Origin of the sequence: Amycolatopsis sp. NPDC051716 (genome assembly GCF_040681595.1) — a bacterium.
Classification (GTDB): domain Bacteria; phylum Actinomycetota; class Actinomycetes; order Mycobacteriales; family Pseudonocardiaceae; genus Amycolatopsis.
On record NZ_JBFAZA010000011.1, the window covers coordinates 267,700 to 284,443 of the forward strand.

Genomic DNA, 16,744 nt, shown 5'->3' on the forward strand with positions numbered 1-16,744 from the left:
CAGCCATGACCGCACCGGATCCGCCGGCCGACACCCTGTCGCTGGACCAGATGATCGCCGCGCCCGTCGTGTCGGCGGCCCGAGCGGCCGAAGCGCTCGCGGACGCTTCGGCGGACTTCGTACGCCGGGTCGGCGTGGACGAGCACGGCGCGGTCCGCACCGTCGACTTCGCGTTCAGCCGTCCCGTCGAACCGCCGGGCCCGGCGGACGAGCAGGCGGTGGTGGGCGAAGACGTCCACGTCTCACTGCCGCTGCTGGCCCTGGTTTCGGTGCCCAGCCTGCGGATCGACACCTTCGAGACGCACTTCAGCCTCGAAATCCGCTCCCTGGCGCCGGCCGCCGGCGACACCGGGGAACCGCCGCAGGTGCTCGTGAAACCCGCTGCCCAGCGGGAAAACACGCGGGACACGGACAAGACGGCGAAGTACACGGTCGACCTGCGCGCGTCGGCGGCGCCGCCTTCGGAGGCGCTGGCGCGCGTGCTCGACCTGATGGCCCAGTCGGTCACCGCGGTCCCCCGGCCGCCGGCGAAGGCGTGACCGGTGGACACCGTCGCCGAGGGGCTGCGGACGCTGTTCCGCGAGCTGAACGGCGAATTCGGCGCGGTCGGCATGCGGGCGCTGGAAGCCGCGTACTGGATCACCGCGCCGGACGGCGCCCGAGCCGTGCGCGTCACGGTCGACGGCGCCCGCGCCTGGGTGTCCGCATCGCCGGTGCCGGCGCCCGCGTGCCTCACCGTCCGGCGGCGCCCGGGCCGGCTGATGGTGCGCTGGGCGCCGGTGCCGGACGCGGCGGCCTACGTCGTCCGGCTGGTGCGCGGCGGGGTCACCGTGCGCACGCTCACCGTCCGCGACACGACGGCGGTGGTGCCGTTCTGCCCGCTGCGCCGCGGCCGCCGGTGCGCGGTCGTGGTCGCGGCCCGCAACCGGGTCCGCGGGCCCGGGACGGCTGTTCCCGTGAAAACCCGTTCACACAAAGAAAGGTGAAAACCATGGATTACGAGAAGATCAGCTCGAAGGTGCGCGGCTCCGGAGTGCAGGAGTTCAGCCAGTCGGCCGAAGCCGCCCGCGAGCGCGTGACCATCGGCAACGGCGTCTGCCGGGCCCTGGTCGTGCAGTGGCTGGCGGCGAAGGCTCGCGGCGAGGACTACTGGACGAACCGCGGGACCGTGGCCGAGCCGCTGCTGGCGGCGGTGACGCTCCTGACGAAGGCGGTCGACCTGCAGGCGGAGTACAAACGCGTGGCGCAGTCGCGGTTCGTCGTCGACCCCGCCACGGAAAACGCGCTGTCGGCCGCCGGCCTCGGGTTCGTCATCCGCCACACCACGGCGTCGGCCCAGTGGGGGTTCGCGACGGACAAGCCGAACGACGAACTCGAGAAGATCGTCGGTGCGGCGTTCGACCGGCATTCGCGGGCGTTCATCCTGTCGATCAAGGGCAAGTCGGGCGGCCACTCCCTGGGCTTGTACCGGTCCGCGCGCGGGGACGTCCGGCTGTTCGACCCGAACATCGGCGAGTTCTCGGCGAAGTCGGCGGCCGAGCTGCGGACGCTCCTGCTGGCGATCGGCGCGGCCTACCGGGAGCACCGGATCGACCTCCACGACAGCTACATCCTGTGGAGCTTCGCCGACTGACGCGGCCGGGGCCGCACCGCGGGGGCGCTCGCGGTGCGGCCCCCGGCCGATGGGGACGTTCGTGCGGCAAAACTGCCCTGAATACTCTCGTCCGCGCCGCCGCCCGAGACCGCCGGCCCGGCAGGTGTACATGGTGGTGGGGGCGACCGCGAGTGGGCAGTCGACGGGGGAACGGGGCGCTGTGGAGCGGACGACGTGTTGCGTCGTGGGCGGTGGCCCGGCGGGCATGGTGCTCGGCTTGCTGCTCGCGAGAGCCGGGGTCGAGGTCACGGTGCTGGAGAAGCACGAAGACTTCCTGCACGACTTCCGCGGCGACACCGTGCATCCGGCGACCCTGCAGCTGCTCGACGAGCTGGGGCTTGGGGAGCGGTTCGCACGGTTGCCCCAGACGCGGATCACCGACGTGGTCTTGCCCGACGGAGCCGGCGGCGTGCGGCGGATCGGTGATTTCGGTGCGTTGCGCAGGTGGGGAGTGCGGCATCCGTACGTGGCGATCGTTCCCCAGTGGGACCTGCTGAACCTGCTCGCCGACGCCGCGCGGGCGGAGCCGGCGTTCCGGCTCGAAATGGGGGCCGCGGTGACCTCCCTGGTCCACGAGCGCGGCCGGGTCGCCGGGGTCCGCTACCGCACGAGCGGGCCCGGCGGCGAGCAGGTCGAAGGCGAGATCCGGGCGGACCTCACGGTGGCGTGCAACGGCCGGAATTCGGTACTGCCGGCGGCGGCCGGGCTGGGGGTGACCGAGTTCGACGTTCCGTTCGACACCTGGTGGTTCCGGCTCTCGCGTCGCGAAGGCGAGCAGGTCGAACAGCTGACCCGGCGGCCGGGCCGGGGCCGGTTCGCGATCGTCATCCCCCGGGAGGGCTACTTCCAGATCGGGTACGTCGCACGCAAGGGCACCGACAGCCTGCTGCGTGCCCGCGGCATCGACGCGTTCCGGCGTGACGTGGCCGAACTCCTCCCGGAGTACGCCGACCGAGCCGGCGAGCTGGTCTCGATGGACGACGTCAAGCTTCTCGACGTCCGGCTCAACCGGCTGCGCCGATGGCACGCCGAGGGCTTGCTGTGCATCGGCGACGCCGCGCACGCCATGTCGCCGGTCGGGGGCGTGGGCATCAACCTCGCCGTCCAGGACGCCGTCGCGACCGCGACCTTGCTGGCCGGGCCGCTCCAGCGGGGTGCGGTGCGCGGGACCGACCTCGCCCGGATCCGGCGGCGCCGGTTGCCGTCACTGCTGCTGGTGCAGGCCTTGCAGCGGATCATGCACACCGACCTCGCCGGCCCGATCGTGTCCGGGCGGCAAGCGGGTCCGCCGGGCTGGCTCATGACCGCGGCGCAGTGGTTGCCGATCCTCCGGACGCTCGCGGTGTACCTCGTGGGCGTGGGGCTGCGACCGGAGCGAGCTCCGGCGTCCGCCCGACGCGTCGTCACGCCGGAAGTGTTGCCGGGCTGATCGCGGCGGGCATCAGCGGATCACCGATGGCTCGATCGGGTGACGTTCCGGCCGGCCGATCAACCGGCGTCCGCCCTCCGGCGTGGTCGCCGTACAGCCGCACGGCCTGTTCCGAGGGAGACACACGTGAAGAAGTTCGCCATGCTGCTCGCCGTCTTGCTGACGGCGACCGGCCTCGTCACGCTGCCCGCCACCGCTTCGGCGGCGACCAATTGCAGCGGCACCCTGATCGACCGCAAAGTCGTGAGTTACGGCGGCGCGGACATCGCCGAGCTGGCGGTGTACTTCAACACATCGACGGGCGTGAACTGCGCCCGGATGAACCACCTCGGCGTCACGTACGGCCAGCCGTACCGCACCGCGGTGTTCATCGTCGCCTGCACCGAGACGAGCCCCGCGGCGGTGTGCCACTACTACGGCAGCCCGGACGCGCAGGACAGCACCTACTCGTATTACGCGGGCCCGGTCGACGTGACGGCGAGCGGCCGGTGCATCCACGCGGCCGGGGACATCTACTACCCATCGGCGTCGAACAAGCGGCACGTCGAGACCTCACCGGCGGCGAGCCACTGCGGCTGAGTGGCACCCGCTCGGCGCACTCTCGAACAGTGACGCGTCAGGGGGAGCGGTTCGCCCACCAGGTCTGGCCGGATTCGGGCAGGGTGGGCACGACGGTGACGTCACCGCGCTCGCCGAACCGTTGCCGGAAGCCGACTTTCTCGCGGCCGGGAGCACGGCGCACCCGGACCTGGTCACGGCCGGTGGGCGTGACCTGATCACCGGTGACGAGGGTGACCGTGCGGCCGGCGTGCTGCGGTCCGGTTCCGGCGCCGGCGATCGCGGGCGAGGCCGGGGTGGACGGTGTCGGCGCCGCTGTGATGGCGGCGAACCGGAATCGTCCCGTCGTCACGAGGTCGCCCCCACCGCGTCGACCACGAGCTGGTCGTTGGTGGACCAGCCGAGCACAGTGCCGGCCGGCACCCCGGCGCGGCCGGCCGCGATCATCCTGGTGCCGAGGATCCGGGAGCTCACCGGGTCGAGGATGAGTTCCGTGCGGACGCCTTCGTCGGCGCGCCCGATGGCCACCCCGCCGCGGCCGGCGAAATCGATCTGCCCGGGTGTCCGCTCGATGCCGGGCAACAGGGCGATGGCCTGGTACAGCGCCGTGCGCACGCCGGGGGGCAGCAGCGCGTCCGTCCTGGCCGCGAAGGACACGGCGGTCTTGTACGTGAGGTAGTCGTCGCTGTGCTTCGGGTTCGACCCCGCCGCCGCGTGGAACACGTCGAGCAGCCGCCGGGGGTCGGTGGGCAGGTTCGCCACCCAGGACAACGTCGGATTGCCCACGCCCGGTTCGGTGGCAGCGGGCGGCTCTTCGCGCTTCGGATCGCCGTGGGCATCCGGATCCGGGATCACGAGTGTGTGCGGGGTGGGCAGGGCCCGGCCCCGCTCGGCGAGCTTCCGCGCATCCCGGTCGGTCAACGGACGGGCGTCGATGTCGGTCGTCGTCTTGCGGCGCACCGTCCGCAGGCCGTCCGCGGCCAGCCACAGTTCGGACTCGGACTCGGACAGCACCCGGGCCACGTCCTCCTCCCCGTACTCGGTGAATTGCCCGTCCGGGCCTCGTTTGAGGACGATTTCGTCGACGATCTGCCCGCGGTCGTGCGAGTACACGAACTGATCGGCGCGGATCGACAGCGGCCGGAGCCCCGAGGTGTGCGCGGCGAGGACCACCAGGGTGTCCCGTGCCGAAGTCTCCGCCCCGACGAGTGGTGCGGGAGCAGGCGGGCTGACGGCGCCCGGCGGGGTCGCGTGTCCCGCAGGCAGGACCGCGACCGCGGTGATCCCCGCCCCGGCGACCACGGTGACCACGGCGGCGGCCAGCGCGAGGCCACCGTGGCGAGGCGTCCGCCGCGCGACACGGGAGTGCGGTTCGCCGAAGGCGCCGGCACGCATCCGAGCCAGGCTTTCGGTGGACAATTCGGGAGCCGGGAAAGCGGAACGAAGCAGTTCGAGGTCGCGGCTGCCGCCGGGGGCTTGCTTCTGGGTCATCGGATCGTCTCTCCGGGAGCCTGGGGACGGGCGTGGTCGGGAAGGGCGGCCTGCAAGCGTTTCCTCGCGCGGTGCAAGGTCGAGCGGACCGTGCCGACCGGTACGGAGAGCGCGGTCGCGATCTCCTCGTAGCCGAGGTCCGCCAACGCGTAGAGCAGCAGCACGTCCCGTTGCTTGCGGGGCATCTCGGCGAGGGCCTTGTTCAGCAGCCGCGCGTAACCGACGGCGTGGATCCGGTTGATCGCGCGCTGCGCGGGGTCGTCGGAACTGACGCCGGTCCCGCCCGCCCGGGCCATCGTCCGGTACCGCGTCGACTCCTGCCGGCGGCGGCGCCGGACCAGGTTGGTCGCGATGCCGTACAGCCACGGCAGGGCCCCGGAGTGGCTCGGGTCGTAGCGGTCACGCTGCCGGAAGGCCAGGCAGAACGTCTCGGAGACCAGGTCTTCCGCGACCTCTGGCCCGACTCTGGCAGCACAGTACCGATGCAGCGGGCGGGCATGTCGGTCGAACAGCACGCCGAAGGTCTCGGCATCGCCGGCGATCAGCTCGGCATCGGTCACGTCCGAGACGGGACCGGCAGGCAGCAACCGGTCGTTCCCCCTTGCGGACCGCAATGGTGTCATGCCCCTGTTTTGCCGTCCCGGCCGTTTTCAGTTCCACAGTTCCCGGTGCCGGCCGGGCAAGGACAGCGTGATCAACCCGCCGCACCTGGCGCGGGATCACGGACGCCTGGCGGTGAGCATGGTCTCGGCGTAGACCGCTACGTCCGCCGTGCGACGATCTGCGGAGGACCCGGATCGGACGAAGGAGCCCCAGACCTTGCCCTCGGTGCACGCTCTGTGGTCCCCCGGCCGGGGTCTGCTGCTGTGGGCGGAGCACGACCGAGGCCCGGCCGGCACGGGGAGCCGTTCGGCGCGGATCGCGCTTCCGCATCCGTTCGCGGTCTCCAGTGCGCAGCTGACCGCTCTGCATCCCGGCAAGCCCACGTCGGTGACCTTGTTGCTGCCGTCGCGGGCGAACCGGCCGCTCGCCTCCTCCGAGCCGGCGGGCGGTCGACGGCGGGTGCCGTCGTTGCGGCCGTGGTCGGTGCCGGCGTTGATCGTGGACGCGAGCGAGCTGGAGGACCTCGACGACTTGGCCTCGTACGGTTCTTCGGTCACTTACCTGCGGGCGGTGGCCCGTCTGGCCGGGGACCTGGTGCGGCGTGGGCGGGTGCTGCCGACGCTGGTCCGCCGGGGCGATGCGGCGGAGGCCCGGTGGCGTCCGGTGCTGCAGGGCGTGGATTTCGTCGCGTTCGACGCGCTGGTCGCCGCGATGCCGCCGGTCGGGCGGGCCGAACAGATCGCGCCGCTCACCGGGGCCTCGCCGCGCGCGCTCGTCACCGATGCCCTCCACGTCCTGGTCGATGCGGCGGTCCGGGACCGGCTGGCGCGGGCGGATCTGCCCGTCGACCTGCGCGGGGGCGGAGACGCGGCCGGGGTGTGGCTGGCCGCTCTGCAGGGCGGCGTTCCCCGCGTCGAGCTGCCGCTGGCCGAGCTCGGTGTCCTGGCCGGCGCCGTCGCGAAGTGGGACGAGGTCGCCGATACCGACGTCGTCGACGGCCGGGCGTGCTTCCGGCTGGCCGAGGTCGCCACCCTGCGCCGAGCGACCGAGGACGATCCCGACGACCAGACCGGCGACGGCACGAAGTGGCAGCTGCAGTTCCTCCTGCGCGCCACCGCCGATCCGAGCTTGCTGCTGTCGGCGGGGCAGATCTGGTCGGGTGAGGCGAACGGGCTGGTCCGGGACCCGAGGGGGTTGTTCATCGCCGAGCTGGGCCGGGCCGCGCTGGTGGAACCGATGCTCGCGCCGGCCTTGCGCCGGACCCAGCCGTCCGAGTACGACCTGACCGTCGGCGAAGCCGAACAGTTCCTCACCTCGGGCGCGACCCGGCTGGTCGAGGCCAGGTTCGAAGTGCAGCTCCCGGCCACCTGGGACGGGCGGCGCCGGCTCGGGCTCCGGCTGTCGGTCCGCAGCACGCCGTCGGAGCAGGTCGTCGCCCGCAGCCGGGTGGGCCGCGACGAGCTGGGTGGGTTCCGCTGGTCGATCGCGGTGGGCGACGACGAAATCGGTGAAGAAGAGCTGGCCAGGCTCGTCGCGGCGAAGGCATCGCTGGTGCGGCTGCGGGGCCGGTGGATCAGCGTCGACGCCGACCGGCTCCGCGCCGGGCTCGAGTTCCTGCGCCGCGACCCGCACCGGCACACCCGGGCCCCGGCCGCGGCCGAGCTGCTGGAACTCGTCCACCTCGCGGAGGTGACGCCGCTCCCGGTCACCGGCGTCAGCGCCGGCGGCTGGGTCGGGGACGTCCTGGCCGGGCGGGTCCACCAGGACCTTCAGCCGGTCGGGCTGCCGCCGTCGTTCCGCGCCACGCTGCGGCCCTACCAGCAGCGGGGTGTCGCCTGGCTGGCGTTCATGTCGGCGCTGGGACTCGGTGCGTGCCTGGCCGACGACATGGGCCTCGGCAAAACGGTCCAGACGCTGGCGCTCGAGGCCGTCGAGCGGGCCGAGGACGATCGCCGCCCGACGCTGGTGCTGTGCCCGATGTCGCTGGTCGGCATGTGGCAGCGGGAGGCGGCGACCTTCGCCCCGGGCTTGCGTGTCCGCGCCCACCACGGCAGCGCCCGCGCGCACGGGGACGCGCTCGCCGCGCAGATCGCCGCGGCCGACCTCGTCGTCACGACCTACGCCACCGCCGCCCGTGACGCCGGCGAACTCGAGACGGTCGCCTGGCGACGCCTGGTGCTCGACGAAGCGCACGCCATCAAGAACGCCGACACGGCGACGGCCAAGGCGGTGCGGCGGTTCACCGCCGAGCATCGGCTCGCACTGACCGGCACCCCGGTCGAAAACCGGCTGGCGGACCTGTGGTCGATCCTGGACCTGCTCAACCCCGGGCTGCTCGGCAGCAGGTTCGAGTTCCGCCGGCGGTTCGCGGGCCCGATCGAGCGCCGCGGCGACACCGCCACGGCCGCCGACCTGCGCCGGCTCACGCAGCCGTACCTGCTGCGCCGGGTGAAGACGGACCCCGCGATCGTCCCGGAGCTGCCGGCAAAGCTCGAAATCCGGCAGGAATACCGGCTCACCCGCGAACAGGGCACGCTGTACTGCGCGATCGTCGACGAAATGATGAAGAAGATCGAGAACAGCCAGGGCATCAAACGCCGTGGCCACATCCTCGCCGCGATCACGAAGCTCAAGCAGGTCTGCAACCACCCCGCGCACCTGCTGCACGACGGGTCCCCGATCGGGCAGCGCTCCGGCAAGGTCAGCCGCCTCGAAGAGATCCTGGCGGAAATCCTGGCCTCGGGCGATCGGGTGCTGTGCTTCACGCAGTACACCGAATTCGGTCATCTGCTCGTGCCCCATCTGGCGGACCGGCTCGGCGCCGAAGTCGCGTTCTTGCACGGCGGCTTGGGAAAAGGGGCGCGAGACGCGATCGTGGAACGCTTCCAAGCCGGCGACGGGCCGCGGATCCTCTTGCTTTCGCTCAAGGCCGGCGGCTCCGGGCTCACGCTGACCGCCGCCGGCCAGGTCCTGCACCTGGACCGCTGGTGGAACCCGGCGGTGGAAAGCCAGGCCACCGACCGGGCGTTCCGGATCGGGCAGCGACGCACCGTCCAGGTCCGGAAGTTCGTCTGCCCGGGCACCATCGAGGACCGCATCGACACCCTGATCACCAAGAAACGCGCGCTCGCGGGAATGGTCGTCGGCGAGGGCGAAAGCCGGTTCACCGAACTGTCCACGGAGGCGCTGCGCGGGGTGCTCACCCTGGGGGAGGAGGCGATCGATGACTGAGCCGCTCCCGTGGTGGCCGGCCCGGTTCATCCGGGCGTTGACGGCGATCGGTGTCCTCCTGCCCGCCAAGGGCCGGGGACGCGTCGAGTCCCTGGAGGTCGGCGCCGGGCGCGTCGAGGCCGTGGTGCGGGACGACCGCCCGCACCAGGTGAGAATCGGGCTGACGGCGTTCGGGAAGACAGACTGGGCGGCGATCACCCACGCGCTCGCCGCGAAAGCGTCGTCCACGGTCCTGCTGCTCGGCGGCGAGCTGCCCCGCGACGTCGAAGAGACCTTCAAGGCGGTCCGGCTGCCGTTGTTCCCGTCGTCGGCGCGGGAGGTGTCCCTGGACTGCACCTGCCCGGACGCCGAGGTGCCGTGCGGCCACCTGAACGCCGTGTTCTCCGCGCTGGTGGCACGGGTCGCCGACGATCCGTTCACCATCCTGGCGCTGCGCGGCCGAAACCGCGAAGCGCTGCTCGGGGAGCTGAAGGACCGGCTCATCTCGGCCGGGCCGCTCGATCCCGGCGACCGGTCTCCGGCCCTGACCGAGGTCATGGACACGTTCTTCGACTGCGGTCAGGCCCCGGGCCTGGCCGCGCGGCGCCGTTGCACGGGCCGCGGACGTCGGCCGACGCGCTCCTGGACCAGGCCCCGCCGTTCTCGATCACGGCGGGCGGCGAAGACGTCGCCGAGCTGCTCCGGCCGGTGTATCGGGCACTCGCCGGCGAGCACGGCACCCAGGGGGCAGCTCAGTAGACCGAGCGGGGCAGTTCCACGGTTCCGGGCTCCGGCAGAATTCGTTCGGGCCGGATCCGCAGATCCGCTCCCGGCGAGCGTGCGTGGGTTCCGGTGGACGAGCTGCCCCCGACGCCGATGGTCGCCGGTTCCGTCCAGCGTGGCGCGACAACACCGGCGGCCATCCTGCTCGCGGTGGCCTGCGGCCGGGCTGTTTCGCCGTTGCAAGACGTCGCCGAGCTGCTCCGGCCGGGGTACCGGCGCCGATCTCAGGACGCGGTGGTCCGCCGCGGATCTCCGGTCCGCTGCGTTCCCTCCTGGCGGGCGTCGACGGGGACCGCCGCGATGGCTCCCAGCCGATCACCGAGCAGGGTGACGTCGGCGATCTCGAAGCCCGCTGCCGCCAGTAGTTCGGTGAACTCGGCGCGGGTTCGCTCCTTGCCGTCGAAGATGGACAGCATGTACAGGTCCATGATTGCCGTCATCTCGCCGTCCTGTCGCGCGTGGACGCGTTCCTCGGCGAGCAGCTCGATGATCAGGAGCCGCGCGCCGGGAGGCATGGCGGCCCGGCACGTGCGCAGCAGCCGCACGCAGTGCTCCTCGTCCCAGTCGTGCAGGATCTGGCGGAGCAGGTACAGGTCCCCGCCGCCCGGGATCCGCCCGAAGAAGTTGCCCGCCCTGACATCGCACCGGTCCTCCAGGCCGGCGGCCCGCATGCGCTGCCGTGCCTTGACCGCCACTCGCGGCAGGTCCAGCACCACGCCCCGGACGTCCGGGTAGGACCGCAGCAGGTGCTCCAGCAGCGCGCCGTCGCCCGCGCCGACGTCGACGATCTTCCGGTAGCCCGAGAAGTCGAGCCCGGCGACGATCCGGTCGAGGTCCAGGGCGAGCCCGGTCGCCTGCGACTGGTCGAAGATCGCGCGCGTCTCCGGCTTGAGGTCGACGTAGGAGAAGAAGTCGGTGCCGAACGCGGCGGAGAAGGCCGTGTTCCCGGTCCGGAGGGTGACCTCGAACTGGTTCCACGCCTGCCCGATCTCGTTGCCGACCAGCATCGCGGTCGGCAACGCCGAAGCCGTCGCGCCGCTGCGCAACGAGGCGCCCAGCGGGGTCAAGCCGAACGTACCGTCGGCGTGTTCGACGAACACGCCGAACGTCGTCAGCGCGCGCAGGGTTTGCCGCAGTGACGCGGCGTGCGTCGCGGTTCGCCGTGCCAGCTCGCTCGCGGACACGGCGCCGTCCCCGATCAGGTCCGGTATGCGCAGCGCGGCGATGCTGCACAGCGCGCGGGACACGAGGTGGCCGTAGAGCAGCCGCCTCATCCGCAGGGCGTGCTCGACGTCCGATTCCAGTTCGCCCACCAGTCGATGCCCCCTTGACGGCACAGTTCCCTCTCCACGCCAGGGTAGGCGTGGCCATTCGAGCGTTTCCTTGCCTGACAGCAAGTTGCCCCGCGGACGGGACAGCCGGTGACAACTTCTCCCGCCACCCGGGCCGGTCAGCCCGCGAACTTGCCGAGCTCGGCAACGTCCTCTTCGGACAGTCGAAGGCCGGCCGCCGCGACGTTCTCGGCGAGGTGCGCCGGGTTCTTCGTGCCCGGGATCAGCAGGGTGACCGGCGAGTGGGCCAGCAGCCACGCCAGCGCGACCTGCGTGCGCGTGGCGTCGTGCCGCGTGGCGATCGCGTCGAGCGTCTTCTCCTGCTCGTCGCTGGGCGCCATGCCGGGTGGCAGGTGGGTCTTGTCCAGCCCGGGCCGCAGCAGGCCGGCCACCAGCGGGAAGTACGGCACGAACGCGATGCCGTTGTCCTCGCAGCAGGTGAGCACGTCCTGCGAGCCGCGGTCGAGCAGGTGGAACCGGTTCTGCACGGCCACGACCGGCGCGAGCCGGCGTGCCTCCCCGAGCTGGCCGACCGTGACGCCGCTGAGGCCCAGGTGCTTGATCAGCCCGCGTTCGCGCAGCTCCACCAGCGCCTGGAACGAGTCGCCGAAGGACGTCGACTCGTCCGGCAGCGCCAGGCCGTCCCCGCCCACCCGCAGGTACCCCAGGTCGAGCGCGTCCGTGCCCAGCCGGGTCAGGTTCTCCTCGACGTGTGCGCGCAGCGAGCCCGGGGAGCCCGCGGTGAGGAACGCCTTCGACTCGTCCCGCTCGACGCCGACCTTCGTCGCGATGACGAGGTCCTCGCGGTACGGGTGCAACGCCTCGCGGATCAGCTCGTTGGCCACGTGGGGGCCGTAGGCGTCGCTGGTGTCGATGTGGTCGACGCCCAGCTCGACGGCCCGCCGCAGCAGGGCGATCGCGGCGTCGCGGTCCTCCGGCGGACCCCACACCGCCGGGCCGGGAAGCTGCATGGCGCCGTAGCCGAGCCGGTGGACGTCGAGGCCGTCGGCCAAGGTCAGCCGCTGCGGCGCGGCATCGGGTTCGTGGCTCACGCTGGTGCCCTTTCCGTCGTGCGCGCAGACCGCCTGCGACGCGCTGGATGATCCGGTCGTCCGGGAACGCTCATCGCCGCACCAGCACCGGAAGACCGGCGAAGCCGTACGAGCCCTGCCGTTCCCACAGCGAAAGCTGCGCGTCCGGATCCAGCCGGAACCGGTCCAGGTACGGGTAGAGCGCGCGGAAGGCGAGGTCGACCTGCATGCGGGAGAGCGCGGACCCCGGGCAGAAGTGCGGGCCCGCCCCGAAGGCGAGGTGGTCCAGCGCGTTCGGGCGATCGAGGTCGAAGACGTCCGGGTCGGGGTAGTGGCGGGGATCGCGGTTCGCCGAGCCGAGCAGCACGTGCACCAGCTGCCCGGCGCCGATCCGCACCCCGTGCAGCTCGACGTCCTGCTTCGCCCGGCGCAGCAGCCACTGGATCGGGCTGCACAGCCGGAGGTACTCCTCGGCGAAGTCCGGGGTGCGGTCCGGGTCGTCGGTCAGCCGCCGGGCCAGCGCCGGATCGGTCAGCAGCAGGTGGAAGCCGCCGGAGAGCAGGTTCATCGTGGTCTCGTGCCCGGCGGCCACGAACGACCAGGCCAGGGTGGTCAGCTCGGTCCGGGTCATGTCGCCGGCCTCCTGCTGGACGACCAGCTCGCCGAGGATGTCGCCGCGGTTGGGCTTGCCGCGGCGCTCGGCCGCGAGCTCCTCCATGTAGTTGCCGAACTCGATCAGGTCCTCGAGGAAGCCCGGCACCAGCGACGGGTCCAGGCCCGCCGCGACGGCGAAGGCGTCCATCACCGCGCCCGACCAGCGCCGCAGATCGGCCTTGCGGTCGAGCGGGACGCCGAGCATCCCGCCGACCACGCGCAGCGGCAACGGCTCGGCGAACGCCTCGACGAAGTCGACCCGGTCCTTCGTGAGCATGTCGGCGATCAGGCCGTCGACGATCTCCCGCACCCACTCGCCGAGCGTGCTGACCAGGCGGGCGTTGAAGGACCGGTTGGTCATGTGGCGCATCCGGGTGTGCTCGGGCGCGTCCCGGTTGACCAGCATCGGGAAGTTCAGCATGTCGTCCCGGCGGATCTGGGAGGAGAACCGGTTCTTCTCCCGCAGCGCCATCGAGACGTCGTCGTAGCGGCTCAGGACGTAGAAGTCCTCACCGTCCCATGTTCCGTCGCGCACGAGGTGGACCGGCGCCTCGTCGCGCAGCCTCCGGTACACCGGCCACGGGTTGAAGCGGTACTCCGGATCGGCGAGATCAATGGTCAGCGTGTCCACGGGGACGTTCCTCCCGGCTGGCGGCTTCGGCTGGTCGGCATCATCGGCGGGTCGGCGGGTCCACGAATCCGCCGCGGACGTAGGCGTCCAGGTAGGTGTGCACGAGCGAGGTGTCGAGCGGCGGGCACGTCGCATCCAGCGCGGCCTGGGTCGCCGCGGAAGCGGACCGGGGCAGCCGCACGTCGTCGACCGCGTCGTTGAGGAAGGGGATCAGGCCGAGCAGGGCCATGGTGCCCGACCGGCTGCTCACGATTCGGGACCGCCACTCCTCGAACGGCAGCCGGGCCAGGGGATAGCCGTACTCCTCGACGGCGTCGAAGAACTCCGGCCAGGACATCTCCGCGGGGTTGACGAGGTGGAACGTGCGGCCGTGCAGCTCCGGCCGGGTGGACGCCTCCGCCATCGCCGCGGCGACGTAGTCGACGGGGGCGGGCTGCACCGGCATGTCCACGTGGTCCGGCGCGATCCCGGCCTCGACGCACCCCTTGACCATCATGCTCAGGTGGTCCAGGCGGTTGAACGCGCCGGTCGTGCTGTGCCCGCCGGTGTTGATGCGGTGGACGGTGACGGGCACGCCGCGTTCGCCCGCGGTCCGGATCATCCGCTCGGCCACCCACTTGCTCTGCGCGTACCCGACTACCAGTGATCCGCTCGTGTCCGGGTCCGCGTCCTCGGTGACGACGTCGGCGGGGTAGTCGCGCGAGGAGAACACGCCGACGGTCGAGGCGTGGTGGACGGCACGGGGTGCCCCGGCCGTGGCCAGCCGCAGGATCTCGCGGGTGCCGTCCACGTTGGTGGCTTCCAGGCCCTGGTACGGGTAGGTCCACTTCACCTGCGCGCCACAGTGGACGATGGCGCCGGACACGGCGTGCAGCTCGGTGAAGGCGCTCTCGGCCAAGCCGAGCAAGGGTTTCGTGAGGTCGCCGACGACCGGCCGGATCCGCGGGCGGTGCGCCTCGACGCCGACCCCGTAGCGGTCCAGGTTCCCCAGCACCCGCCGCAGCGCGTGGTCCTCGTCCTCCGCGCGCACGAGGCAGTACACCGGACCCGATCGCCGGGCCAGCAGCTCGGCCAGCACGAACGCGCCGACGAAACCCGTGGACCCGGTCAGCAGGACGCCGTCGGGGGCGGATCCGCCGGGCGACGGCGGCTCGTGCGCGGTGATCTCCGGGTCCAGTTCGGCGCGCCGGGTCATCTCGGCCACGGTCATGGTCCGCAACCGGGTCCGCAGCGCGGCCGGCCCGGAGCCGCGGGCCGGGGGCGCCGGGTCCGGAGCGGCCGCGGTGCCGGTGCCGATCTCGGCGGCGACGCGGTCCGCGAGCGATTCGAGCCCGCTGTCGGTGAACAGGCTTTCCAGCGGCAACCGGACCTTCAGGTCGCGCTCGACGGCCGTGCTGAACTCCACCAGCATCAGCGAGTCGAAGATCATCGACAGCGGCGCCTGCCGGTCGATCTCGGCCGGTTCGGTGCGCAGGATGCCCGAGGTCAGCCGGACGAGGTGATCGCCCACCTGCCGGACGCGGTCCTCCTTGCTCGCCGAACGCAGCGCGTCGAGGTCGGCCCCGGCGCTCACCACGGCACCGCTGCCCGGCGTCACCAGCCGTTCCAGCATCCGCGGCGAGATCTCCCGGAACCGGACGCCGGACAGCTCCGCGACCGGGGCGCCGTCCTCGCCGGAGAGAACGAGGTCGCCGACCACCGTGCCGTCCGCGGTCGTGCGCGTCACGACGTGGCAGTGGAACGTCCCGGTGGCCGCCGGCCGGTGGACGGTGATCCGGTCGTAGCCGGTACCCAGCCGCACCGGCCGGTCCGCGTCCGGCCCGGACGGCGCCGCGATCCCCACGAGCTGCACGCACGCGTCCAGCAGCAGCAGGTCGGGCCGCACCCCGGCGAGGACGCCGGCGGCGGCCGGGTCCGGCGCGACGAGCGTGCCCTCCGCGGCGTCCGGCCCGCGGCGTGCCCGGCGGACCAGGCGGAAGCTGGGGCCCAGGACGAAGGACGGGTGCCAGGCCCGGGAGTAGAAGCCGTCGTGGTCGAGTTCCGTGGCGCCGTCGAGGCTGGGCCGGGACACGTCCGCCGGAGGCGGGGCGGCGGAACCGGCCGTGGTGAGCTCGGCCCGCACGTGGAGGTGCCACTCGCCCGCGGCGTCCGCGCCGAAGACGCGGGCGGTCGCCCGTCCGCCCGACGGCGGGTCGACGACGATCTGGACGCGCCGCAGTTCGTCGTCCGCCAGCACCAGCGGACGCGAGAGCGTCACGTCCTCGAGCGACGGCGCGGCGCCGGTCAGTCGTTCCCCGGCCTGCAGCAGCAGTTCCACGAGCACCACACCGGGCACCACGATCCGGCCGTACACCCGGTGTTCGTCGAGGAACGGCATGCGGCGCAGGGACAATTCGGTCTCCGCGACCGCGCCGCCGGTGGCCGGCAGGACGAACCGCGGCCGCAACGGCTCTTCGGCCGGTTTCGACGGATTCGCCCCGGGCGTCCAGAAAGCCTTGCGCTGGAACGGATAGGTGGGCAGGCCCACCACCGGCCGCGGCGGGTTCACCTGATCCCAGCGGACGTCGACGCCCCTGGTCCAGGCCTCGGACAGGGCGTCGAGCAACGCCCGGCGGGTGCCCGGCTCGTCGAGGGCGATGGTGATCCCGTCCGGGGCCGGCCGCGGTGGGCCGGCCGCGCGATCGAGCCAGAACTCCGGGGTCGCCGCCGCCGCGCCGTCCTTGCCGTCGAGCACGAGATCCGTGTGCGGGCGGGTCAGCTTCGTCCGGGCGAGCACGTCGGCGAACTCGTCCGGCGCCGCGGCGGCCAGCTCGGTGCCGTCCTCGGTCGAGAAGACACCGGCGAGCACCGCGGCGGCGTACGCGCCCGCGCCCGAGCCGTCGATCAGCTGCGGGGGGACGCCGGCGGACTGCCACCACCGGCCTCGCTCGATCGCGGCCGCGATGTCGTCCACATCGGACAGCCGGTGGACGGCGAAGGTCACCTTCGGCGCGACGGCGGGACGCCGCCGGGGTGCGGAGCCGGGATCGGCCGCGGCGGTCAGGCCGTCGATCAGCTCGCCGGTGGTCTCCGCGACGATCGCGGCGCGTTCGGCGAGATCGGCGCGGCCGACGCCCGCGGTCCAGGCCACGTCGGCCGGCCCGAGATCACTGCGCGCGGCCACGAACTCGGCGAGCCGACCGGCCGCGGCCCGCAGGGCCGCGGTGGTGGAACCGCTGACCTTGACGACGACCGGCCCCTCGGCGGCGGCTCGCGGTTCGGGCTCGTGCGGCCAGTTTTCGAGGATGGCGTGGGCGTTGGTGCCGCCGAAGCCGAAGGAGGAGATTCCGGCGATGCGGTGGGGTTGGGTCCAGGGGGTGGGGTGGGTGG

14 protein-coding genes are annotated in these 16,744 nt (G+C 72.6%); 7 read left to right on the forward strand and 7 right to left on the reverse strand.

The window, feature by feature from the left end:
• Window positions 1–5: 5 nt before the first annotated feature.
• The 5 genes from AB0M30_RS18060 (at window position 6) to AB0M30_RS18080 (ending at window position 3,662) form a co-directional block, all read left to right on the forward strand.
• Window positions 6–539 (forward strand): DUF2589 domain-containing protein, encoded by a 534-nt coding sequence (locus tag AB0M30_RS18060; RefSeq protein WP_364585142.1) that lies wholly within the window; start codon window positions 6–8, stop codon window positions 537–539.
• A 3-nt stretch (window positions 540–542) separates the two neighbouring features.
• Entirely contained in the window at window positions 543–986 is a 444-nt protein-coding gene (locus AB0M30_RS18065) for a hypothetical protein (protein ID WP_364585143.1), read from the forward strand.
• Window positions 987–991: 5 nt separating this feature from the next.
• Window positions 992–1,633 (forward strand): YopT-type cysteine protease domain-containing protein, encoded by a 642-nt coding sequence (locus AB0M30_RS18070; protein WP_364585144.1) that lies wholly within the window; start codon window positions 992–994, stop codon window positions 1,631–1,633.
• 130 nt (window positions 1,634–1,763) lie between these two features.
• Window positions 1,764–3,083 carry an FAD-dependent oxidoreductase gene (locus tag AB0M30_RS18075; protein ID WP_364585145.1) on the forward strand — a complete coding sequence of 440 codons (1,320 nt, stop codon included), beginning with the start codon at window positions 1,764–1,766 and terminating at the stop codon, window positions 3,081–3,083.
• 126 nt (window positions 3,084–3,209) lie between these two features.
• Window positions 3,210–3,662 carry a hypothetical protein gene (locus AB0M30_RS18080; RefSeq protein ID WP_364585146.1) on the forward strand — a complete coding sequence of 151 codons (453 nt, stop codon included), beginning with the start codon at window positions 3,210–3,212 and terminating at the stop codon, window positions 3,660–3,662.
• A gap of 37 nt (window positions 3,663–3,699) precedes the next feature.
• Here AB0M30_RS18080 and AB0M30_RS18085 read toward each other — a convergent pair whose 3' ends face one another.
• The 3 genes from AB0M30_RS18085 to AB0M30_RS18095 are packed head-to-tail and all read right to left on the reverse strand — an operon-like array spanning window position 3,700 to window position 5,692.
• Window positions 3,700–3,993 carry a hypothetical protein gene (locus AB0M30_RS18085; protein ID WP_364585147.1) on the reverse strand — a complete coding sequence of 98 codons (294 nt, stop codon included), beginning with the start codon at window positions 3,991–3,993 and terminating at the stop codon, window positions 3,700–3,702.
• Entirely contained in the window at window positions 3,990–5,132 is a 1,143-nt protein-coding gene (locus AB0M30_RS18090) for a CU044_5270 family protein (protein ID WP_364585148.1), read from the reverse strand. Before AB0M30_RS18090 ends, AB0M30_RS18085 begins: the two co-directional genes overlap by 4 nt.
• Entirely contained in the window at window positions 5,129–5,692 is a 564-nt protein-coding gene (locus tag AB0M30_RS18095) for an RNA polymerase sigma factor (RefSeq protein WP_364585149.1), read from the reverse strand. Before AB0M30_RS18095 ends, AB0M30_RS18090 begins: the two co-directional genes overlap by 4 nt.
• 259 nt (window positions 5,693–5,951) lie before the next feature.
• Between AB0M30_RS18095 and AB0M30_RS18100 the strand changes: the two genes are divergently transcribed.
• Both AB0M30_RS18100 and AB0M30_RS18105 read left to right on the forward strand, forming a co-directional pair.
• Window positions 5,952–8,966, forward strand: a complete 3,015-nt coding sequence (locus tag AB0M30_RS18100) for a DEAD/DEAH box helicase (RefSeq protein WP_364585150.1) — start codon at window positions 5,952–5,954, stop codon at window positions 8,964–8,966.
• Window positions 8,967–9,554: 588 nt separating this feature from the next.
• Window positions 9,555–9,704: a hypothetical protein gene (locus AB0M30_RS18105; RefSeq protein ID WP_364585151.1), complete on the forward strand. Its 150-nt coding sequence runs from the start codon at window positions 9,555–9,557 to the stop codon at window positions 9,702–9,704.
• Between the two features lie 248 nt (window positions 9,705–9,952).
• On the opposite strand, the gene AB0M30_RS18110 is transcribed toward AB0M30_RS18105, so the two are convergent.
• The 4 genes from AB0M30_RS18110 to AB0M30_RS18125 all read right to left on the reverse strand — a co-directional run.
• Complete coding sequence (locus tag AB0M30_RS18110) at window positions 9,953–11,041, reverse strand: methyltransferase (protein ID WP_364585152.1); 1,089 nt, start codon at window positions 11,039–11,041, stop codon at window positions 9,953–9,955.
• A 137-nt stretch (window positions 11,042–11,178) separates the two neighbouring features.
• A complete protein-coding gene (locus tag AB0M30_RS18115) occupies window positions 11,179–12,111 on the reverse strand; it encodes an oxidoreductase (RefSeq protein WP_364585153.1) in 933 nt (310 codons plus the stop codon).
• A gap of 70 nt (window positions 12,112–12,181) precedes the next feature.
• Window positions 12,182–13,375, reverse strand: coding sequence for a cytochrome P450 (locus tag AB0M30_RS18120; RefSeq protein WP_364585154.1), 1,194 nt, complete (start codon window positions 13,373–13,375; stop codon window positions 12,182–12,184).
• Between the two features lie 40 nt (window positions 13,376–13,415).
• Window positions 13,416–16,744, reverse strand: a 3,329-nt coding sequence (locus tag AB0M30_RS18125; RefSeq protein ID WP_364585155.1) for a thioester reductase domain-containing protein, incomplete at its 5' end; no start/stop codon positions are given.

Coding starts and splice junctions, on each gene's coding strand:
- AB0M30_RS18060 (WP_364585142.1), top strand. CDS start 6: ATGACCGCACCGGATCCGCCGGCCGACACCCTGTCGCTGGACCAGATG.
- AB0M30_RS18070 (WP_364585144.1), top strand. CDS start 992: ATGGATTACGAGAAGATCAGCTCGAAGGTGCGCGGCTCCGGAGTGCAG.
- AB0M30_RS18075 (WP_364585145.1), top strand. CDS start 1,764: ATGGTGGTGGGGGCGACCGCGAGTGGGCAGTCGACGGGGGAACGGGGC.
- AB0M30_RS18090 (WP_364585148.1), bottom strand. CDS start 5,132: ATGACCCAGAAGCAAGCCCCCGGCGGCAGCCGCGACCTCGAACTGCTT.